Consider the following 22,046-nt stretch of genomic DNA (forward strand, 5'->3'; position numbering starts at 1 on the left):
TCTTATTGTATCAGGAATCGACCCGGCGCAGCGTCAGATTGATGCGCCCGCCATCCTTGAGCAATGTCGAGGTCATCGGGTAGATCCGGTCGACGCCATGGAAAGCAAGCCGGCTTTCCCCGCCAAGAATGACCACATCGCCGCTTTCAAGCCGGAATGATCTGGTTGGCTGCCCGCGCTCGGTGCCACCGATGCGAAACAGGCAGGCGTCACCCAGCGAGACCGACAGAACGGGAGCGGAAAAATCGCTCTCATCGCGGTCCTGGTGCAGGCCCATGCGGGCCGACACGTCATAGTAATTGATCAGGCAAGCCTGTGGCGGACGGCTCTCACCCGTGAGATCGGCCCACAATGCCTTCAGTCTGTTGGGGACTGGAGGCCAGGGCGCTCCTGAGACCGGATGGCTATCTTGGTAGCGGTAGCCCGCCTTGTCGGAAACCCAGCCCAGCGTCCCGCAATTGGTCATGCGCACGCTCAAGGGTTTGCCGGTCCTTGGCATTTCCGGGCGGTACAGCGGAGCTTGCCGCACCACCGCCCGGATGTCTTCAACCAGAGAGGTCTGTTCGTCGCGATCGAGATGGCCGGGAATGTGGCGCACCCCTTTGGGCAGAACGAGCATTGCCGGCCTTTCTGGTGTCTTGGTGGTTCAGGCCGTTTCGATATCTGGAATACGCAGGACCTGGCCCGGATAGATCTTGTCGGGATCTGAAAGCATTGGCTTGTTCGCCTCGAAGATCACCTTGTATTTGCCACCTTTTCCCTTGCCATAGGCCGCTTCAGCGACTTTCCAGAGACTGTCGCCCTTCTGAACCGTATGAAACTTCGGCTCATTTGCCGGTGTTGACGCTGCGACCAGCGCGGTCATGTCGACATCAGCGAGCTTTAGACCGGAGTCGGGCAGCACCACCTTCAGTTCGGAGGCCTCCACCTTGGAAATCCCGAGTGTGTTGCCCACCGCAACGATGGCCTTTTCGAAAATCGACTGATCCTCGACCACGCCCGACAGCACCACCTTGTCGCCGTCAACCTTCACATCGACCTTGTCGGTGCCCAAGCCGAAGGAATCGAGTTCTTTCTTGACGGCATCGGCTTCCGGAGCGTCGTCATCACCGCCAATACCAAGCTTCTTTCCCGCAGATTTGATGAAATCGAAAATGCCCATAAGTCTTTGTCTCCCTGAATACATAGAATTTGACATAAGCACGCTGAATTCGCCGTGCCAAGAAAAAGCACCAGCTAATTTAATCGTCGCGGACTTTCTGCCGGGCTTTCTTGATCACTGCCCGCCCGGATTTTGCAGCCAGCCGCCGCTCCACCGAACCGCGGGTCGGTTTGGTTTTGCGCCGTGGCGGCGGTGGTGGAGCGGACGCCTTGTCAAGCAGTTCGACCAACCGCTCGCGCGCATCGGCCCGATTGCGCTCTTGGGTCCGGAACCGGTTGGCTTCGAGAATCAGAACGCCTTCCTTGGACACTCTGCTGCCGCCAAGCCGAATGGCATTGGCCTTCACCCGATCGGTCAGCGAAGGAGAGTTGGTGATGTCAAAACGCAACTGCACCGCGGTCGCTACCTTGTTGACGTTCTGACCGCCCGGACCTGATGCACGGATGAAGCTCTCGCTCAATTCCCAGTGGGCAATCACGATGCCCCGCGCTGCATAAAGGGCGTCTGTGCTCATCTGTCCACCTTCCAGAACAGGATCTGGCTTTCGTCCTTGCGGCTGATCGCCGGCACCCGCGCGCCTTTGGCCGGGTGCCCGACCACCAGCAACACAAGCGGCTTTTCATTCTCAGGCCGGCCGCAGATCTGGTTGAGAAAACCCATTGGTGATGGCGTATGGGTCAAGGTTGCCAACCCGGCAGAATGCAGGCTGGCGATAAGCAGACCAATGGCGATGGAAACCGATTCGGGCACATAATAGTGTTTGATCTTTCGGCCTTTGGCGTCGACGCCCCAGCGCTGCGCAAAGATGGCGATTAGCCAGGGAGCCGTTTCGAGAAACGGTTTGTCCGCATCGGTGCCGAGTGGGGCAAGGGCGTCAAGCCATTCATCGCCGGCACGGCTCTTGTAAAAGGTTCGCTCTTCTTCTTCGGCTGCAAGCCTGATCGCGCGCTTGGTGTCCGGATCGCCGATGGCGACAAAGCTCCAGGGTTGCTGGTTGGCACCAGAGGGCGCCGTACCCGCAGTACGGACGGCAATCCGGATCAGTTCCGGATCAACCGGTTCGGGCGAAAAATCACGCACTGTCCGGCGCGACTGCAGCCGGTCATGAAAAGCGCGCGCTTCTGCCAGCATATCCGCTTCGCTCAGGCGTGGCAGCGAAAGCTCTATGGTCTCGGCGGTCTTGGCCATGTGATGGATTTCCTGCAGGGATCGTGGTCGGCAGAAAATGCGTGACCGAACGGGTTCGGTCAATGTTGATGATCAAATCCTGTCTGAAGACGGTGCCAGATTACTCAGCAGCAGCCTTGAAACCCGGAGCAGCGGTGAGAACCGACCCATCGACATGGCTTTCGAACTTCTCGAAATTGTCGATGAACATCCCCACCAGCCGATCAGCAGCCGCATCATAGGCGTGCTTGTCCGACCAGGTTGAGCGCGGATCAAGAATGGTGCTGTCGACACCCGAGACAGTGACCGGAACAGCGAAACCGAAATTCGGATCGTTGCGGTACTCGGCGGTTTCCAGTGATCCATTAAGCGCTGCGGTCAGCAGGGTGCGCGTGGCCTTGATCGGCATGCGCTGACCCTGGCCATAGGCGCCGCCGGTCCAGCCGGTGTTGACCAGCCAGCAATTGACCCGATGATCATTGATCAGCTTGCGAAGAAGCGCGCCATATTCGGACGGGTGGCGTGGCATGAACGGTGCGCCGAAGCAGGTTGAGAACGTGGCCTCAGGCTCGGTAACGCCCTTTTCGGTGCCTGCCACCTTTGCGGTGTAGCCCGACAGGAAGTGGTACATTGCCTGTTCAGGCGTCAGCTTGGCGATAGGCGGCATAACGCCAAAGGCATCGGCGGTCAGCATAATGATGTTGCGCGGATGACCCGCCCTGCCAGTGCTGCTGGCATTGGGGATGAAGTGCAGCGGATAGGCGCAGCGGGTGTTTTCGGTCAGCGAGCCATCATCGAAATCCGGGATCCGGTTTTCATCCAGAACCACATTCTCAAGTACGGTGCCGAAGCGTTCGGTGGTGCCGAAGATTTCCGGCTCGGCCTCGCGTGACAGCCGGATTGTCTTGGCATAGCAGCCGCCTTCGAAATTGAAGACGCCGTCCTCGCCCCAGCCATGCTCGTCATCGCCGATCAGCGTGCGTGCGGGATCTGCCGACAGAGTTGTCTTGCCGGTTCCCGAAAGGCCAAAAAACACTGCCGTATCACCATCAGGTCCCGCATTGGCGGAGCAATGCATCGGCATGACGTTTTTCGCCGGAAGCAGATAGTTGAGCGCGGTGAACACCGACTTCTTCATTTCACCGGCGTAGGATGTACCACCGATCAACACCAGGCCTTTGGCCAGATTGACGGCGATCACGGTTTCGCTGCGGCAGCCATGCCGTTCCGGGTTTGCGCGGAAGGACGGCAGATTGATGATGGTAAGCTCGGGCATGAACCCGGCGAGGGCTGCGCGCTCTGGCCGGATCAGCAGATTGCGGATGAACAATGCATGCCAGGCATATTCGGTGACGATCCGCGATAGCAGGGCATGGGCACTATCGGCCCCGCCAACCAGATCTTGAACGAACAGATCACGCTCGCGCGCATGGGCTATCATGTCGGCATGCAGCGTTTCGAACGCTTCGGGAGCCATCGGCTTGTTGTTGTCCCACCAGATCTGATCTTCGGTCGAGGCATCACGAACCACGAACTTGTCCTTGGCCGACCGGCCGGTGTGCTGGCCTGTGAGCGCGCGCAACGCGCCATGGGCTGTCAGGGTTGCTTCCCCGTTTGCCACTGCCAGCTCGACCAGTTCCGCCTCGCCCAGATTGTAGCGCACCACGCCAGTTGTCTCGAGGCCGCACAGGGCCAGACTGGCCGACGGATTACGCACTCCCAAATCCTTACTCATTTCGGATTCCTTTTCTTACAGGCGCTGGACAGGTTCGAATTTTGTCGGACCATAGAGGCGGCTTTTTTAAAAAACAACAGTTGAGAAGACGAATACTCAATGAAAACAAAGTATTAATCGATTTAAAAAAATCGCACAAAATTTCAATCGGTTCAATTGAAGTGAGGGACCAGCCTCAAAGACAATGAGCGAATGACACTTAGGGAGAACTGTGCCACATTTTGTTCTCACTTTATCCTCATGGACGTGGCGGCGGGGCCCGGAAAAGACAGACGCTTGGTCTGGACCGGGTTGAAGCGGGGGCACTACCCAGAGGTTCGCTAGACCATGACGGAGACGACTATCATGCAGACAATCGCGCTCGTCGATGACGACCGCAACATCCTTACCTCGGTTTCGATTGCGCTCGAAACAGAAGGGTATCGTGTTGAAACCTACACCGACGGCGCGTCCGCGCTGGACGGGTTGCTTGCCCGTCCGCCGCAACTGGCAATCTTTGACATCAAGATGCCGCGCATGGACGGCATGGAACTGCTGCGCCGTCTGCGCCAGAAATCAGATATTCCGGTGATTTTTCTCACCTCCAAGGATGAGGAAATCGACGAATTGTTCGGCCTCAAAATGGGCGCGGACGATTTCATCACCAAGCCGTTTTCCCAGCGTTTGCTGGTTGAGCGGGTCAAGGCCGTCATGCGCCGAGCGGCCAGCCGCGATGCTGCCGCCGCGCCGGGCCGCGCCGCTGCGACGCCAACCAAATCGCTGGAGCGCGGAAACCTGGTCATGGATCAGGAGCGCCACACCTGCACCTGGAAGAACGAAGCGGTCACCCTGACCGTCACCGAATTTCTGATTCTGCAGTCGCTGGCCCAGCGCCCCGGCGTCGTCAAGAGCCGTGACGCGCTGATGGATGCCGCCTATGATGAACAGGTCTATGTCGATGATCGGACCATCGACAGCCACATCAAGCGGCTGCGCAAGAAGTTCAAGATGGTCGATGATGATTTCGACATGATCGAAACGCTTTATGGTGTGGGCTACCGCTTTCGCGAAGCCGCATGAAACCGATCACCACGTCCGGGCTCCGGCCCTGACATCAAGCCGCCTGCGGCAAGAGTGACATGGCGATTGAAACTGAAGACAACTTGCGCAGCGAGGCTGATCATTCAGCCGCGGCCACGCGACAGAAGAACTGGATACATCCGGTCACCTTGGTGCGCCGGATTTTTGGTCACCTGATCTTTTCCAGCCTGACCCGGCGTATCCTGTTTCTCAATCTCGCGGCGCTGATTGTCCTTGTCTCGGGCATTCTCTATCTCAATCAGTTCCGCGAAGGGCTGATTGACGCCCGGGTCGAAAGCCTCCTCACCCAGGGCGAAATCATTGCCGGCGCGGTTGCGGCCTCTGCAAGCGTTGAAACCAATTCGATCACCATTGATCCAGAGAAACTCCTCGAGTTGCAGGCCGGACAAACCATTTCTCCGACCAACTCAAACGAGAATCTTGATTTTCCGATCAACCCGGAGCGTGTTGCACCGGTGCTCCGGCGGTTGATTTCGCCAACCCGCACCCGTGCGCGGATTTATGATGACGACGCCAGCCTGATCCTTGATTCGCGCTACCTTTACACCAGCGGACAGGTCCTGCGTTACGATTTACCCGCCAACGAAGTCACGCAGCGCAGTCTCACGGAATCCCTTGGTGCATGGTTCAACCGCTTCTTCCAACGCTCCGATCTGCCGCTTTACCGCGAGCCGCCGGGCGCCGACGGGTCAATCTATCCGGAAGTGATGAATGCACTGGCCGGAGGCCGCGGTGCGGTCGTCCGGGTCACTGAAGCGGGCGAACTGATCGTCTCGGTGGCCGTCCCGGTTCAACGCTTCCGCGCGGTTCTTGGCGTTCTGCTGCTGTCGACCCAGGCCGGCGACATCGACAAGATCGTTCACGCGGAAAGAATGGCGATTTTCCGTGTGTCCGGTGTCGCCTTCATGGTGTCGAGTGTATTGTCGCTTTTGCTTGCGAGCACCATTGCCACACCGCTCAGGCGGCTCTCGGCCGCTGCGGTGCGCGTCCGCCGTGGCGTAAAGGCGCGAGAGGAGATTCCCGACTTTTCAGACAGACAGGACGAAATCGGCAATCTTTCCGTGGCGCTGCGCGACATGACCAATGCGCTTTATGACCGCATTGACGCCATTGAGAGCTTTGCAGCCGATGTCAGCCATGAACTCAAGAACCCGCTGACATCGTTGCGCAGTGCCGTCGAAACGCTTCCGCTTGCGCGCAATGAGCATTCCCGCAAACGGCTTCTGGATGTGATTCTGCATGATGTCCGCCGCATGGATCGTCTGATCAGCGATATCTCCGACGCTTCCCGGCTTGACGCCGAACTGGCGCGGCAGGATGGCGCGACTGTGGACATGCGAACGCTGCTCACCGATCTGGTTGAGATCGCCCGCCAGGTCCGGGCCGGAAGCAAGAAGGTTGCCATTGATCTCAAGGTAGACGGAAAGGCTGGCGACAAGACCAAATTCATCATTGTTGGCCACGACCTCCGGCTTGGTCAGGTCGTGACCAATCTGATCGAGAATGCCCGCTCTTTCGTCCCCGAAACCGATGGCCGGATCGTGGTGCGATTGGCGCGTCGCCGCGGCGCTGTGCGGGTTCTGATCGAGGACAACGGGCCCGGAATTCGTGCAGAGGTCATCGAAAGGGTGTTTGAGCGTTTTTACACGGACCGCCCCGATGGTGAAGACTTTGGTCAGAACTCCGGTCTCGGACTCTCCATCAGCCGGCAGATCATCGAGGCGCATGGCGGAACACTGACCGCCGAGAACATTGCTCCGCAAACGGATGGGAAATGGGCTGGTGCGCGATTCATCATTGAGCTGCCGGCGGAACAGCTTTGAGCGGTTGGTTTTCAGCCAATGGCGAGACCATGCACGCCACGGCAATCGTCGTGGGCGAAACGGGGATCCTTTTTGTCGGCCCGTCCGGCGCGGGCAAGAGCACCATGGCCTTCGCTTGTCTTGCAGGCGCGATCAGTCGTGGCTGGAATGCGGCGCTGGTTGCCGATGACCGGACATGTCTGACCGTCCATTCGGGCAGATGCATTGCATCCTGTCCCGAGCCGATACGGGGCAAGCTCGAATTGCGGGGCGGTGGAATTGTGGATTTGCCGCGGATCGGGCGCGCCGTCATGCATCTTGCGGTCGCGCCGGGTCCGCCATCCGTTAAGAGCCGGTTGCCTCCGGACAATGAAATCTTCACGTGTGATGGCGTGGAACTGCATCTTCAGAGGTTGTGGCGTGACGGCGCAACAGATCCCCTGACGGCCTTGTGTGCCCTGCGGCCTGATCGCTTTTTGAGCAATTGAGGCTTCCTTGTGACGTAAATACGGGCTTCCGGGCGTTTTTTGGCTTGAACTTCGTCCTCTTCTGTCCAAGATGAATTTTCGTGTTATTCGCAAGTGCGAAGCAATCGGCGCGGGTAGGTCCCGGGATGGGCGCGCCGCATGCTGCTGGAGGCAATATGATCGGATTGGTGCTTGTCACCCATGGCAAGCTCGCTGAGGAGTTCCGGCATGCCCTTGAGCATGTGGTTGGGCCACAGACCGCACTTGAAACCGTTTGCATCGGACCTGAAGACGATATGGACCAGCGGCGAATGGACATTGTCGGTGCTGTTTCGCGTGTTGAAAGCGGCAAGGGTGTGATCATTCTGACAGACATGTTCGGTGGAACTCCTTCAAATCTGTCGATTTCGGTGATGGATTCCGGTCGTATTGAGGTGATTGCCGGGGTCAACCTGCCGATGCTGATCAAGCTCGCGGGGATTCGCGGCGCGAACGACATTGACAACGCCCTGGCTCAGGCTCAGGACGCAGGGCGCAAATACATCAATGTCGCCAGCCGGTTGCTGGCTGGAAAATGACCACACAAGCCACAGTTCAGTCACGGACCCTCAAAATCATCAACAAACGCGGCCTGCATGCGCGCGCTTCCGCACGGTTTGTGCAGACTGTGGAAGGTTATGATGCGACCGTTCGGGTGACCCGTGAAGGTTCGACCGTCGGCGGCACTTCGATCATGGGATTGATGATGCTGGCGGCCAGCCCCGGTTGTTCAATCGAGGTCGAGGTCGAGGGGCGTCAGGCCACCGAAGTCCTCGACGCGCTGGAAGCATTGGTCAAGGATCGCTTTGGCGAAGACGAATAATTAAGTACACATAAAGACATCTTTATATCGTGTTGCCACTCTGATCGTTTCCTGCTATTGCACGCTCAAATAAACACGCCATGCCCGCCAGGGCAGGTAAAACCGTGGGATAATGAACATGACCGCAACCAATGATTATGTTGTCGCCGATATCGCATTGGCCGATTTTGGCCGCAAGGAACTCGATATTGCTGAAACTGAAATGCCGGGCCTGATGGCGCTGCGCGAAGAATACGGCAGCAGCCAGCCGCTCAAGGGCGCGCGCATCGTCGGTTCGTTGCACATGACCATTCAGACCGCCGTCCTGATTGAGACATTGACGTCGCTCGGCGCCGATGTCCGCTGGGCTTCGTGTAACATCTACTCGACCCAGGATCATGCGGCTGCAGCGATTGCCAAGAGCGGTGTCCCGGTGTTTGCGATCAAGGGGCAGACCCTTGAGGAGCATTGGGATTATCTCGACAAGTCGTTCATGTTTGCGGATGGCCCGAACCTGATTCTCGATGATGGTGGCGACGCTACCCTCTATGTGCTGCTCGGCGCCCGCGCCGAAGCCGGTGAGGACATCATCCCTGTTCCCGCTTCCGAAGAGGAAGAAGTGATCAAGGCGCAGATCAAGAAACGCATGGCAGCTTCGCCGGGCTGGTTTACAAAGATCCGCGACCAGATCGTTGGCGTGTCCGAAGAGACCACCACAGGTGTCCATCGCCTGTATGAATTGCACAAGAAGGGTCTGCTTCCCTTCCCGGCCATCAACGTCAATGACTCGGTCACCAAGTCGAAGTTCGACAACAAGTATGGCTGCAAGGAAAGCCTCGTCGACGGTATCCGCCGTGCCACCGACACCATGATGGCCGGCAAGGTTGCTGTAGTCTGCGGTTACGGTGATGTCGGCAAGGGTTCGGCAGCATCGCTTCGCGGCGCCGGAGCCCGGGTGAAGGTCACCGAAGTCGACCCGATCTGCGCATTGCAGGCCGCCATGGACGGCTTCGAAGTGGTAACGCTGGAAGATGTGGCGTCGGACGCTGATATTTTTATCACCACAACCGGCAACAAGGACGTGATCCGCCTCGAGCACATGCGCGAGATGAAGGACATGGCGATTGTCGGCAATATCGGCCACTTCGACAATGAGATTCAGGTTGCAGCCCTGAAGAACCATAAGTGGACCAACATCAAGGATCAGGTAGACATGGTTGAGATGCCTTCGGGCAACCGCATGATCCTGTTGAGCCAGGGCCGGCTTCTAAACCTGGGAAATGCGACCGGTCACCCCAGCTTCGTCATGTCCGCTTCCTTCACCAACCAGGTGTTGGCGCAGATGGAACTCTGGACTAAGGGCGATGAGTACAAGAATGAGGTTTACGTCCTGCCCAAGCACCTTGATGAGAAGGTCGCGCGCCTGCATCTCGACAAGATTGGGGCAAAGTTGACCAGCCTTCAGCCCGAACAGGCCGACTATATTGGCGTAACCGTCGAAGGCCCGTTCAAGCCGGAACACTACAGGTACTGATTTTTCTATCAATACCCACAAGATATTGATGCCGCGTCCTTGACAACAGGGGCGCGGTTTCTTTTTGCGCTGCGTCCCCTTCACCGTGATTCGTGAAGCCTGTATGTTTTCAGATGATGATTCGCTTTCGTGTTTGGCGGCGCGGCAAGTGGATCGGCGATGTCTTGTCAAACAGGCGGCGAGGGGACGGAGACATGCCAGTGAAGGCGGATTCACAGCAGATTGACAGCAAACCTGGTTCCGAAGGCACATGGACCGGTGGATTGAAGCGCCTGTACCGGCGATTTTTGACCGGAACAGCGCTTGTCGGCGGAGGCTTTCTCCTCCCGTTTTCCCATGCTTTTGCCCAGAGCGCTGGCGGGTTCAAGATCTCCTCTCTCGAAGTGGTCAATTTCGCGATGGTCATCGGCGCCATTTCGGCTGCCATGATCTCCGCTATCTGGTTGATCCGCGAACGCGCCAAGATCGATGCTGAGAACGTTGCCCTGCGCACGGCACTTGCAGATTCCCACGCCCAACTTTCGCGCTATCAGTCCCTGATCGTCGATCGTGACCGGCAGATCGTTGTCTGGGATGGCGTCGGCGTTCCCGCGGAGGTCTTGGGGAACCTTTCCCCGGCGACGGGCGCACCGCAGAAGCCCGATGATTTTCTTGCGTTCGGCCGTTGGCTGGAACCGCGCTCGGCGGCCAGTCTCAATGAGTCGATCGACCTGCTGCGCGCTCAGGCAGAGCGGTTCGATCTGATTGTTGAGACCGTGCGGGGCCACGTCATCGAGGCCCAGGGCCGTGTCTCGGGCGGGCGCGCCTTCGTCCGGTTTGTGGCGCTGTCCAACGTCCGTGCCGAACTCGCCGAGCTCAAGACCGAACGCGACCGCCTGCTGGCTTCGGTCGATACCTTTCAGACCCTGCTTGACGTGATCGATATGCCGGCCTGGCTCAGGGGTTCTGATGCTAAACTGCTATGGGTCAACAATGCCTATGTTCGTGCTGTCGAAGGCCCGGACCGCTCCGACACAATCGAACGTGGCATGGAGCTTCTGGGAACCGCGGCGCGCGAAAAAATCCGCGCGGCAGCCACCCCGGAACGGCCTTTCCTGGACCGGGTTTCAACCGTGATCCAGGGTCACAGGCGCTTTCTCGAAGTGGCCGATGTCAAGACACCCGGCGGCAATGCGGGACTTGCCCTTGACGTTTCAGTGGAAGAGGATCTGCGCGAGGAACTTCGCCGCACAATCCAAAGTCATTCCGAGACCCTCGACCATCTCGCAACGCCGGTCGCGATTTTTGACCGCGACCAGAGGCTCCAGTTTCACAATCAGGCCTTCCAGCAACTCTGGGAACTCGACATTCCGTTCCTGGCCCGCAGGCCTGACAATGGTGAATTCCTTGAACGTCTGCGTGCCGATGGCAAATTGCCGGAGCCGCACGCATGGCGTGATTGGAAGGAACAGATGCTGTCGGTCTACCGCTCGGTCGAGACAACCCCGCATCTGTGGCATCTTCCCGATGGTCAAACCCTTAACGTCTTCGCCAATGCCCATCCGCAGGGCGGGGTGACATGGGTGTTCGAAAACCTGACCGAGAAGGTGGATCTGGAAACCAAGTACAACACCTTGTTGCAGGTCCAGGGCGAAACCATCGATCATCTGGCCGAGGGCGTCGGCGTGTTTGGCCCCGATGGCCGGATCCGTCTCTCCAACCCCTCTTTCCGCGCACTTTGGGGGCTCACCGAAGAGCAGGTTAAGCCCGGCACCCATATCCGTGATATCACGGCTGCATGCGAGCCCTCCTACCGAGAGCCGGACGGCTGGAAACTTTTTGCCGGCGAAATAACTTCTTTCAATGAAGAACGCCGCTCGCGTGATGGCCGAATTGAACTGGTCACCGGACTGATCCTCGACTACGCCGTGGTGCCGTTGCCCAACGGTCAAACCATGGTTGCCTTTGTCAATGTCACCGACAGCGTCGATGCCGAACGCATGCTGACCGAAACCAATGAGGCGCTGCGCAAGGCGGATGCGCTGAAGAACGATTTCGTCAATCATGTCTCTTATGAATTGCGCTCACCGCTCACCAACATCATCGGCTTTACCGATCTCTTGAAGACGCCGGGCGTTGGCGATCTCACCGAGCGTCAGGCCGAGTATCTCGATCATATCTCGACCTCCTCTTCAGTGCTTCTGACCATCGTCAACGACATTCTTGATCTCGCCACGGTGGATGCCGGGATCATGCAGTTGGAAATTGCCGAGGTGAACATTGATACCCTCCTCTCGGAGGCCGCTGATCAGATCGCCGACTGGTTCAAGGAGAATGGCCTGAAGCTGGAGACAGAGTCTGCCAATGCGCCGGCAACGATGATGGGTGATTATCAGCGGCTCAAGCAGATCCTGTTCAAGCTTCTGATGAATGCTGCCAATTTCGCGCCTGAGGGCTCGGTGGTGAGGCTGGGTTGTGCAATGGAGGATGAATCGATTGTCTTCTCTGTGGCCGATTCCGGTCCGGGCATTCCCGAGAGTGCGCGAAAGGATGTGTTCGCCCGCTTCGAAACCCACGGTCAGGGCGGTCGCCGTCGTGGTGCCGGTCTGGGACTGTCCATTGTCCAGAGCTTCGTCTCGTTGCATAACGGCACGGTTTCGGTGGAAGACAGCGAAGGCAGCGGCACCACAATTCTGTGCCGCTTCCCCACCAAGGCTCCACAGCTACGCGATGCGGCCGAGTGAACTTCGGTGCCGATATCTCCAATGATCTTCAGTCTTGCAGATCTGGCGGCGACGACGCGGTTTGCCGAAGATATGGCTTTGTCGCTCAAACCCGGAGACTGTCTTTGTCTTTCGGGTGATCTGGGTGCCGGGAAAACCACCTTTGCCCGCGCACTGATTCGCGCTGTCGCAGATGATCCGGACCTTGAGGTGCCGAGTCCGACGTTTACCCTTGTGCAGGTCTACGAGCTTCGTCTGCCCATCGCGCATTTTGATCTCTATCGCCTCGGATCGGCCGAGGAACTCGATGAGCTCGGCCTTGAGGATGCGCTGAGTGATGGTGCGGCGCTGATCGAATGGCCTGAACAAGCAGCAGAACGATTACCGCAAAATTTGGTCGAGATCCGTTTTGCGGGCCTGGATGCAACCCGTACGGCAACTGTCAGCGCTAATACAGACTTTCTTGATCGGCTCAAGCGGTCGTGTGCTGTCCGGGCCTTTCTCGAGCAGGCCGGGTTGCTGGCGGCTGAACGCCGTCACCTACAGGGCGATGCCTCATCGCGAACTTATGAAATGGTGCGCGCTGACGGGAAGGATCCGGTCATTCTGATGAATGCGCCGCACCGGCCCGATGGACCGCCCATTCGTGATGGATTGCCCTATTCGCGCATTGCCCATCTGGCGGAAGATGTCGTGCCTTTCGTCGCCATTGCCCAGTGGCTACATGAGCAGGGATTTGCGGCGCCTGAAATTCTGGCGGAAGATCTCGATCAAGGCTTCCTGCTGGTCGAATATCTTGGCTCCGGAGGCCTTCTTGATGAACAAGGCGCGCCGGTTGCCGAACGCTATCAGCTTGCCGTCGACTGTCTGGCGGCGCTACATGGCAAGACCCCGCCAACAACAATTCCAATCGCTGGCGCTGAACATCATGTGCCGGCTTACGATCCACGGGCTATGCAGATCGAGATCGAACTGCTGACGGACTGGTATCTGCCTTGGCGCACCGGACATCCGCTGCCGGACAGCGATCGCCAGGAGTATCTTGCAATCTGGTCCGGACTGTTTTCATCGCTTGAAGCCGCCGAAAAAGCCCTGGTGCTGCGCGACTACCATTCACCCAACCTCATCTGGCGTAGCGAACGGCAGGGATTCGATCGTCTTGGCATTATTGACTTTCAGGACGCGATGATCGGCCCATCGGCCTATGATGTGGCGTCTCTGTGCCAGGACGCGCGGGTGACCATTGAGCCCGAGCTCGCCGAAAAGCTCCTCGCCCGCTACATCGCCGCACGCCATGAAGTCGATCCTGCATTTGATGAGGCGGCGTTCCGCGAAGCTTATGCGATCATGGCCGCCCAGCGCGCCGCTAAGATCCTGGGGATCTTTGTCCGGCTGGACCAGCGGGACGGAAAACCGGCTTATCTGCGCCATCTGCCGCGAATTGAAGCCTATATTGCGCAATCGCTCAATCATCCCGCCCTGCGGCCCTTGCGATCCTGGTTCACACGCGTTGGTATTGGTGAGACCGAATCATAAACCGGGCCAGCCAATGCGTATAAACTCAGCCATGATCCTCGCTGCCGGTCTCGGCACCCGCATGCGGCCGATCACCGAGACCCTGCCCAAACCGCTGGTCGAGGTGGCAGGCAAGCCGCTGATCGCCTACAGCCTCGAGGCGCTAGACCGGATCGGGGTGACCAGCATAGTCGCGAACGTGCATTATCTTGCGCCTATGCTAACCAAATGGCTCAAGGATTGGCCCGGCGCCGAGATTGCCATTTCTGACGAAACCGAGACATTGCTGGATTCGGGTGGTGGCATCGTCAAAGCGCTGCCGCAGCTCGGCCCGTACCCGTTTCTGGTGCTCAACGCCGACACCTTCTGGCTCGAGGATCCGGATGCCGGTTCTGACAATCTGGCGCGCATGGCAGACCAGTTTGATCCGGCCATCATGGACATCATGATGATGACCGCGCGGCTCGACCAGGCCACCGGGCACACCGGAGCAGGCGATTTCACCATCGATCCGGAAGGTCGGCTGGCACGCTATCGCGGCTCAGGCGATCCGGTGATCTATGCCGGAGCGCTGGTGCTCAGTCCCCATATCTTCGATGCCATTTCCGAGCCAAAGTTCTCGCTCAACCGCTGTTTTGACGCAGCCATCGAAAGCGGACGCCTGTTTGGCGCACCGATGCTTGGCCATTGGTTGACCGTCGGCACGCCCGCCGCGATTGGCGAGGCGGAGGCTGCCATGAGTGCCTATCTCAACGGTTCAGCCTCATCAACCGGCCATCGGCCAAACAGATGACCAGATCCGCGCCGCATATCGTGACGATTCCGCCCGGCGCGCCGTTTCTGTCCGTCCTGGTCGAGAAAATTCATGGTGGCGGGCTCATTGATGGCCTTGCCTATCGGCCGGAAGATCCGCTTTCGCTGGCTCGCGCAACCATTTTCGTCCCCACACGAAGGGCAGCCCGCGCGCTTCGCTCCGAACTCACGGACCGGATCGGGGTGGGGTCTGCAATCCTGCCGTCGATCCGGCCCCTTGGCGAGACCGATGAGGACGCGGGCTTTTTCGATTCCGCCGATCCTGCGACCCTGTCGCTTGACCCGGCGATCCCGCAAACGGCTGCAACCTTGCGGTTGGCCGATCTAGTGCTGGCCTGGAAAAAGGCATTGCCCCGAGCAGTTCTGGATCATCTCGGTGGCGCGCCTCTGGTTGCTCCGGCCAATCCGGCCGATGCAATATGGCTCGGTCGCAGCCTGTTCGATCTCATTCAGGCTGTCGAAACCGAGGAATGTGACTTTGCCGGCCTCGATCAGGTCGTCTCCGAAGATCTTCAGCAATGGTGGCAGCTCACACGCGAGTTCCTGGCGATCGCCCGGGAATACTGGCCGGCGCTGCTCACCGAGATCTCCCGTTCCAGCCCGGCGGGCCATCACAATGCGATGATCGACGTCTTCACCCGGGCATTGACCACGGATCCCGAAGATAGGCCGGTCATTGTTGCCGGCTCCACCGGCACGCGCCCCTCGACCGCGCGGCTGATCGCAGCCATTGCCCATCTGCCCAGAGGCGCGGTGGTTTTGCCCGGCCTTGACCATGCCATGGGCCTGTCCCATTGGCAGGATCTGGCCAAGTCGGTTTCTGTGACGGCTCCACCTGGCACACCGGTTTCGTTCGACCCCGCGGCGCGCAGTCACCCGCAATATGGTCTGCTGCGTCTCCTTGAAAGCTGCGGTGTCGATATCGCGAGTCTCGGCGATATCCCGGAAATCGCTATGCTCGAGGGCGCCATGGAGGTGCGCCGTGCGGCGGTTTCCGCGGCGCTTCTCCCGGCTGGCACCACTGAGGCCTGGGGAGAGCCGGGCTTTCTGCCCGATGCCAGCGCACTCAGTCAGGCCTTCGCATCCGTGAGCCTGATCGAGGCGGCAAATGAACGGGAAGAGGCTGCCGCACTGGCGGCCGCCATGCGCCAGGCGCTTGAACCCGGTTCCAAGAGCGCAGAACCGGTCGTGGCTTTGGTCACCCCCGACAGAAACCTTGCCCGCCGGGTGGTGGTGGAGCTTCAACGCTACGGGATCGAGGCCAATGATTCGGGCGGCATCCCGCTGATGTCGAGCCCGCAAGGCGGGCTGGTGCGGCTCGCGGTCCAGGTGGCTTTTGCGCCCGGCGACGCCGTGGCGATCACTGCTCTGATCAAGCATCCACTGGCTCGTTTCGGGCTCGATCAGCAATCGGCCCAGCAGCTGGCAGGCATTGTCGAACGCATTGCGCTCAGGGGCGGAAGTGGCGAGGCGGATGTTGACCAGCTCGAGACCCTGGTTGCCGAGCGCTCCGAGGCCCGCAAGAAACCCCATGCGGCCCGTTGGCTGACAAGGATTTCAGACCAGGATGCAGAAGCGGCGCGCGATTTCGCTGCCCGCGTGGCGGATGCGCTGTCTCCGTTGACGTCGATCCTGGTCGAGGCTCCGGGGCAAAGGTTTTCAAATGCTGTCGATATTGGCGGTTTGGCGGGGCTGACTGCCGAAACGCTTGAGAAGATCTGCAGCGATGAAACCGGCAGCCTTGAACCGCTCTGGGGAGACGAGGCCGGCGAGGTTCTGTCGAACATCCTGCTGGAGACAAGGGACAGCGGCTCCACGCTCACGATTACCGGCCATGAATGGATTGGCGCGCTTGATGCGCTGATCTCGGGCCGGATGGTCAAGCCACGCACCGGGGGTCACCCGCGCGCATTCATCTGGGGTGCGCTGGAAGCCCGGCTGCAGCATGTCGACACCATTCTTCTGGGTGCGCTCAATGAAGGGGTCTGGCCGCAAGCAGGCCAGGAAGATCCCTTCCTGTCGCGCTCAATGAAGGCCGCCATGGGCCTGGAACCGCCTGAACGGCGGATCGGCCAAGCCGCGCATGATTTTCAGATGGCGATGGGTGCACCGCAGGTGGTGCTTTCACGGGCCAACCGGTCGGGCAAGGCACCCACCGTCGCCTCGCGCTGGCTGCAGCGGCTGCTTGCCGTCGCGGGATCAGACACCGCCACTGCGTTGCGCCATCGGGGCGACGCCTTGCTCGATCATGTCCGCAGTCTTGATCAGGCAACGCCAGTATCCCCAGCTATCCGTCCGGAACCGAAACCACCCGCGCAAATGCAGCCCCAAAGCTACTCCTTTTCCGAAGTTGCAACGCTGCGCCGCGATCCCTACGCCATCTATGCCCGCCGGGTGTTGCGTCTTGATCCGCTGGAACCGTTCCTGACGGATCCGGGCCCCCGCGAGCGGGGCACGCTTTATCACGCAATCCTGGAGCAGTTCATTGCAAGCCGGGCGCCGGGAGATCGCACGCTTGAAGCACTGCGCGAGATTGCCGCCGCGCATTTTCTTGATGCGGAGCTGCCGGATGCCACTGCGCTGATCTGGCAATCGCGCTTTGACAAAGCGGCGGCTGCCATCGCCGGTTGGGAGGCTGGAATTGCCAGCGGGCATGGCCGCTCTGTGGTCGAGGCGCGTGCCAGTCTCGAAATGCCGCTGGCGGGCATCCGGCTGACCGGCATGGCCGACCGGATCGATCTACGCGCCGATGGCACGGCCTGGATCATCGATTACAAGACCGGCGGCACGCCGTCACGCAAACAGGCCCGCACCCTGCTCGATCCGCAACTGGCGCTGGAGGCCCATGCGCTGCGTCAGGGCGGTTTTGCCGATCTCGGCGCCCTACCCGCTTCCGCCTTGCTGTATCTGCGTCTGACCGGCAAGGATCCCTTTGCCGAACGCGTGGACAATGATCCGGAAAAGCCTGGCCGGGATGAGTTCCTCAATCCTGATGAACTGGCACAGAAGGCCGCCGATGAGCTGACCTGGTTGGTGACCCTGCTCAGAAGCGGCAAACGTGGCTTCCTCTCCCGCGCCATCCCCAAGAGCGTGCGCGATTTTGCCGGCGACTATGATCATCTGGCACGCGTGGCCGAATGGCAGACCGTGGTCGACGCCGAGGGAGGTGATGGCGATGACTGAGACGAACGGCACAGACGTCATCTCCCAGACCACGCTTAGGCAAAACCGCGCGGCAACGCCGCAGCTCTCGGCCTGGGTGTCCGCCAATGCCGGCTCCGGCAAGACCCATGTGCTGGCGCGGCGGGTGATCCGGCTTCTGTTGCGCGGTGCGCGCCCGTCAGCGATCCTGTGCCTGACCTACACCAAGGCGGCCGCTGCGGAGATGTCCAACCGGGTGTTCAAGACACTGGCCGACTGGGTGCTTCTTGACGATCAGGCGCTGGCAGAAAAGCTCACCGAGCTCGAAGGCGCACCCACTGAGCCCAGGACACTGATCCTCGCTCGACGCCTGTTCGCCACAGCCCTCGAAACCCCGGGTGGGCTCAAGATCCAGACCATTCACGCTTTCTGCGAAGCCGTGCTGCACCGGTTTCCGCTCGAGGCCAACATTCCAGGTCATTTCTCGGTACTGGATGACCAGAAAGCCGCCGAACTTCTCGCCGAAGCGCGCCGGGAGCTGATGTCGGCGCAAGCCTTCGAAGCAGATCCGGCGCTTGCCGATGCTGTCACCCAAGCTTTGGACATTGGCGGTGAGAGCGGTTTCGACAAGCTGTTGGCCGGGCTCTATGCGCGGCGGCGGGATTGTCTCGCTTTTGACGCGGCAGCCAGCAAGGCAGGCGGTGCGGATGCCATGATCCGGACGGCGCTGGGTCTCGCCGAAGATGAGGATGAGACCGCGATCATCGCTCAGGCCTGGCCGATGGAAGCCCTGCCGATTGATTATGTCAAGGATGTGTTCGAGTTTGCCGGTTCGGCCAAATCCGCGTCAAAGGCCTATGATTTCACCTATGGCCTCGTCGCCGCTCATTCCCAAACCGACCCAGCGGAGCGGCTTGATCTCCTGCGACAGGTGTTTTTCACCAAGTCCGGTCCGCCTTCAAAGCTAGGAAGTGTCGCATCGAAATCGGTTGCGGAACGATTCCCCGATCTTGCTGACCGGGCGCAAGCAGCCCAGGCGCAGATTGCCGGTGTGTTTGACCGTCTGGCACGGCTCAAGGCTCTGGATGCATCGCTGATCGCCTACCATCTGGCGCGGCGCTACATTGGCGGTTTTGCCGCGATGAAATCCCGCCAGGCGCTGCTCGATTACGATGATCTGATTGCGGCCACGGCGTCATTGCTCGAAAAGAGCGGTGCCAGCGCATGGGTGCACTACAAGCTCGACCAGGGCATCGATCACATTCTGGTGGACGAGGCGCAGGACACCGCACCCCTGCAATGGAGCGTCATCGGTAAACTGTCCGAAGAGTTCTTTGCCGGCGAAGGAGCGCGTCAGGCCCGCCGCACGCTGTTTGCCGTTGGTGACGAGAAACAGTCGATCTATTCGTTCCAGGGTGCCCGGCCCGAGCGGTTTGCCCAGGAGCGGCGAAGCACGCAGCTGAAGGCTGAAGCAGCCGGCGTTGTCTTCGAACATGTGCCGTTGCGGGTTTCGTTCCGCTCTTCCTCCGAAGTGCTGAAGCTGGTTGATCATGTCTTCGCCTCGGCGGACGCCATGCGCGGGATGGGCGATCCGGATGAACCGGTTATGCATGAGACAGCGCGCGCCCGTGCGCCCGGCCAGGCCGAGCTTTGGCCCATGATCGCCAAACAGAAATCCGATGATGACGATGACTGGACGGCAGCCTTCGATGATGTGCCCGAAGCTGCACCGTCAGCGCAATTGGCCCGCCGAATTGCCACGGTGCTTCGCGACTGGATCGACAATGAAATGATCGAGGATCAAAAGACCAGGAAGCTGCGCCCGATCACCCCTGGCGATGTTCTGGTTCTGGTGCGCAAGCGCGATGGCTTTGTGCCGACGCTCCTGCGAACGCTTAAGGCGATGACCGGCATTCCCGTGGCTGGTGCCGACCGGTTACGGCTGACCGATCACATCGCCGTTCAGGACCTGATGGCGTTGGGTAGTTTTGTCCTGCTCGATGAGGATGACCTCTCGCTCGCTGCTCTGATCAAGAGTCCCCTACTGGGTCTCGATGAAGATGCCCTGTTCAGGCTTGCAGCCGGACGGCCCGACGGCCTCTCTGTCTGGAATCATCTGCTTGAATTGGCGAAGACCGAACCCCTATTCGCCTCAGCGCGTAACCGCTTGGTTCGCTGGCGTGCGATGGCGCACATCCAGCCGCCGCATGATTTTTATGCCACTGTTCTCGGTCCTGATGGCGGCCGCCAGGCCTACCTTTCAAGGCTTGGGCATGAGGCGGGCGATGTGCTTGACGAATTTCTTGGCCTGACGCTGGACCACGAACAGGCAGGCCTTCCGGGGCTGCAAGCCTTTCTTGCGATGCTGGAAAGCGACGCGCCGGAGATCAAGCGCGAGATGGAGGCCGGATCCGGCGCGGTGCGGATCATGACGGTTCATGCCGCCAAGGGTCTGGAGGCACCGATCGTGTTTCTGGTCGATTCGGGCGGTGAAGCATTTCAGACAAGCCATCAGCCTAATCTGTGGCTGATCCCCCAAGGTCCCCACCAGGGGTCTGACGGGCCATCGGTCCCGGTATGGTTGCCCGACAAGACCTACAACAATGGTGCAACCAATCCGTTGCGCGAGCTCGCAAAGGAGCAGGCCGAGGAAGAGTACAGGCGGCTTCTGTATGTGGGCCTCACCCGGGCCGCTGACCGGCTGGTGGTTTGCGGTTATCGTGGCCTCAAGGAAGCCAAATCACCCACATGGCATACTCTCGCCTCGGCGGGCTTCGAGCGCGCAGCGGAGGCAGGCGATTACGCGGTCGGCGAGATCGAACGTGAAGCCGACAACACCACTTTCCCCGTATTGCGGCTGCAACGCGCGGCACCGGCACCGGTGGCGCCAGGCGAGCCCGCCGCCGATTCAAAGGAAAGAACCGCGGCTCCGGCTCCTATCCCAAGCTCGCCATTGCCGCCACCCACGCGCCTGCCGAGGCCTTTGGCGCCATCGGGCGTGGGAGCGGTCCTTGAAGACAGTGCCAATCTCGCCAACCGCTCTCCGTTTGCGGACAAACCGGCTGGCTCCGGCGCAGCTCTTGAACGCGGAAGCATGATCCACCGCTTGCTTCAGGTGTTGCCCTCGATCCCACCAGAGGAGCGTGATGCGGCACTTGAGCGTTATCTCGAACGGGCATTGCCGGGCGCGGACCGTTCGGAGGCCGGTTTGATTGCCGGTCAGGTCCGTTCGGTGTTGGACGATGCGCGTTTTGCCGGCGTCTTCGCCGCACAACAGGGAGAAGCCGAAGTCTCGGTCATGGGGACCTTGCGCATTGCCGGAGAGGAGCGCGCGGTCTCGGGCCGCATCGACCGGATCGCGGTGTTGGCGGACCGGGTGCTGATTGTCGATTACAAGACCGGTCTTGCGCCCGGCTCCGGGGAACCACCACCTCACAGTCACGTTTCCCAGCTCGCCATCTATCGGGCCTTGCTCGCCCCGCTCTATCCGGACCGGAAAATCGAGGCGGCGTTGATCTATGTTTCCGGCCCGGTTCTGGTGCCGATCCCTGAAACCGCACTTGATGCGGCTATGATGGCACTGGAGCCGCGATCACGATTTGAGGCTGATGCTGGATGAGCCCCGAAAGCACTTGAATACTGCAGGGCGAATCATCACATTATCTGCATCCAAGACAGATCCCAAAGGAGTGCCCATCATGGCAACCGTGAAAGTAGACAGCGCCAATTTCCAGAGCGAAGTGCTCGATTCCAGCGTTCCGGTCGTCGTCGACTTCTGGGCCGAGTGGTGTGGCCCTTGCAAGATGATTGCACCCAGCCTTGAGGAAATCTCCAATGAGATGGAAGGCAAGGTGAAGGTCGCCAAGATCAACATCGACGAGAACCCGGAGATTGCATCGCAATTCGGCGTTCGTTCGATCCCCACACTTGCCATGTTCAAGGCCGGTGCAGTTGCCGATATCAAGGTTGGCGCCTCCCCCAAGACCGCACTTTCGAGCTGGATCAGTGGCGCCGTCGCCTGATCCCATTGCAGATGAACAAAAAACCCGCCTGGTCTGCCTGGCGGGTTTTTTGTTTTAGGCCCAAT

Annotated in this window: 17 protein-coding genes; 12 read left to right on the top strand and 5 right to left on the bottom strand. The window is 59.7% G+C overall.

Features of this window, described 5'->3' with window-relative positions:
* Nucleotides 1-10 precede the first annotated feature (10 nt).
* The 5 genes from HPDFL43_RS00120 to HPDFL43_RS00140 all read right to left on the bottom strand — a co-directional run bounded on the left by HPDFL43_RS00120 (nt 11) and on the right by HPDFL43_RS00140 (nt 4,064).
* Nucleotides 11-619 carry an alpha-ketoglutarate-dependent dioxygenase AlkB family protein gene (locus HPDFL43_RS00120; protein WP_007199508.1) on the bottom strand — a complete coding sequence of 203 codons (609 nt, stop codon included), beginning with the start codon at nt 617-619 and terminating at the stop codon, nt 11-13.
* A gap of 27 nt (nt 620-646) precedes the next feature.
* Entirely contained in the window at nt 647-1,162 is a 516-nt protein-coding gene (gene lysM, locus HPDFL43_RS00125; RefSeq protein ID WP_007199509.1) for a peptidoglycan-binding protein LysM, read from the bottom strand.
* 79 nt (nt 1,163-1,241) lie between these two features.
* Complete coding sequence (gene arfB, locus HPDFL43_RS00130) at nt 1,242-1,676, bottom strand: alternative ribosome rescue aminoacyl-tRNA hydrolase ArfB (RefSeq protein ID WP_007199510.1); 435 nt, start codon at nt 1,674-1,676, stop codon at nt 1,242-1,244.
* Nucleotides 1,673-2,350 carry a nitroreductase family protein gene (locus HPDFL43_RS00135; protein ID WP_007199511.1) on the bottom strand — a complete coding sequence of 226 codons (678 nt, stop codon included), beginning with the start codon at nt 2,348-2,350 and terminating at the stop codon, nt 1,673-1,675. Before HPDFL43_RS00135 ends, arfB begins: the two co-directional genes overlap by 4 nt.
* A 100-nt stretch (nt 2,351-2,450) precedes the next feature.
* Nucleotides 2,451-4,064, bottom strand: a complete 1,614-nt coding sequence (locus HPDFL43_RS00140; protein WP_040448840.1) for a phosphoenolpyruvate carboxykinase — start codon at nt 4,062-4,064, stop codon at nt 2,451-2,453.
* A 345-nt stretch (nt 4,065-4,409) separates the two neighbouring features.
* Here HPDFL43_RS00140 and HPDFL43_RS00145 point away from each other — a divergent pair, with 345 nt between their 5' ends.
* The 12 genes from HPDFL43_RS00145 (at nt 4,410) to trxA (ending at nt 21,981) form a co-directional block, all read left to right on the top strand.
* Nucleotides 4,410-5,123, top strand: a complete 714-nt coding sequence (locus tag HPDFL43_RS00145) for a response regulator transcription factor (RefSeq protein ID WP_040449432.1) — start codon at nt 4,410-4,412, stop codon at nt 5,121-5,123.
* A 59-nt stretch (nt 5,124-5,182) separates the two neighbouring features.
* Complete coding sequence (locus HPDFL43_RS00150) at nt 5,183-6,967, top strand: sensor histidine kinase (protein WP_007199514.1); 1,785 nt, start codon at nt 5,183-5,185, stop codon at nt 6,965-6,967.
* Complete coding sequence (locus HPDFL43_RS00155; protein WP_245271085.1) at nt 6,964-7,434, top strand: HPr kinase/phosphorylase; 471 nt, start codon at nt 6,964-6,966, stop codon at nt 7,432-7,434. Before HPDFL43_RS00150 ends, HPDFL43_RS00155 begins: the two co-directional genes overlap by 4 nt.
* A gap of 155 nt (nt 7,435-7,589) precedes the next feature.
* Nucleotides 7,590-7,991 (top strand): PTS sugar transporter subunit IIA, encoded by a 402-nt coding sequence (locus HPDFL43_RS00160; RefSeq protein WP_007199516.1) that lies wholly within the window; start codon nt 7,590-7,592, stop codon nt 7,989-7,991.
* On the top strand, nt 7,988-8,275 hold the full coding sequence (locus tag HPDFL43_RS00165) for an HPr family phosphocarrier protein (RefSeq protein ID WP_007199517.1): 288 nt from the start codon (nt 7,988-7,990) through the stop codon (nt 8,273-8,275). Before HPDFL43_RS00160 ends, HPDFL43_RS00165 begins: the two co-directional genes overlap by 4 nt.
* 118 nt (nt 8,276-8,393) lie before the next feature.
* Nucleotides 8,394-9,788, top strand: coding sequence for an adenosylhomocysteinase (gene ahcY / locus HPDFL43_RS00170; protein WP_007199518.1), 1,395 nt, complete (start codon nt 8,394-8,396; stop codon nt 9,786-9,788).
* 194 nt (nt 9,789-9,982) lie between these two features.
* Complete coding sequence (locus tag HPDFL43_RS00175) at nt 9,983-12,511, top strand: sensor histidine kinase (RefSeq protein WP_156970139.1); 2,529 nt, start codon at nt 9,983-9,985, stop codon at nt 12,509-12,511.
* 21 nt (nt 12,512-12,532) lie between these two features.
* Nucleotides 12,533-14,026, top strand: a complete 1,494-nt coding sequence (locus HPDFL43_RS00180; protein WP_007199520.1) for a bifunctional tRNA (adenosine(37)-N6)-threonylcarbamoyltransferase complex ATPase subunit type 1 TsaE/phosphotransferase — start codon at nt 12,533-12,535, stop codon at nt 14,024-14,026.
* Between the two features lie 13 nt (nt 14,027-14,039).
* Nucleotides 14,040-14,798: a nucleotidyltransferase family protein gene (locus HPDFL43_RS00185; protein WP_007199521.1), complete on the top strand. Its 759-nt coding sequence runs from the start codon at nt 14,040-14,042 to the stop codon at nt 14,796-14,798.
* A complete protein-coding gene (gene addB / locus HPDFL43_RS00190; protein WP_007199522.1) occupies nt 14,795-18,001 on the top strand; it encodes a double-strand break repair protein AddB in 3,207 nt (1,068 codons plus the stop codon). Before HPDFL43_RS00185 ends, addB begins: the two co-directional genes overlap by 4 nt.
* A complete protein-coding gene (addA, locus tag HPDFL43_RS00195; RefSeq protein WP_245271086.1) occupies nt 17,994-21,578 on the top strand; it encodes a double-strand break repair helicase AddA in 3,585 nt (1,194 codons plus the stop codon). The genes addB and addA overlap by 8 nt, the downstream gene beginning before the upstream one ends.
* A 79-nt stretch (nt 21,579-21,657) precedes the next feature.
* A complete protein-coding gene (trxA, locus tag HPDFL43_RS00200; protein ID WP_007199524.1) occupies nt 21,658-21,981 on the top strand; it encodes a thioredoxin in 324 nt (107 codons plus the stop codon).
* The last annotated feature ends 65 nt before the right edge of the window (nt 21,982-22,046 follow it).

The sequence above is a fragment of the Hoeflea phototrophica DFL-43 genome (assembly GCF_000154705.2).
Lineage (GTDB): Bacteria > Pseudomonadota > Alphaproteobacteria > Rhizobiales > Rhizobiaceae > Hoeflea > Hoeflea phototrophica.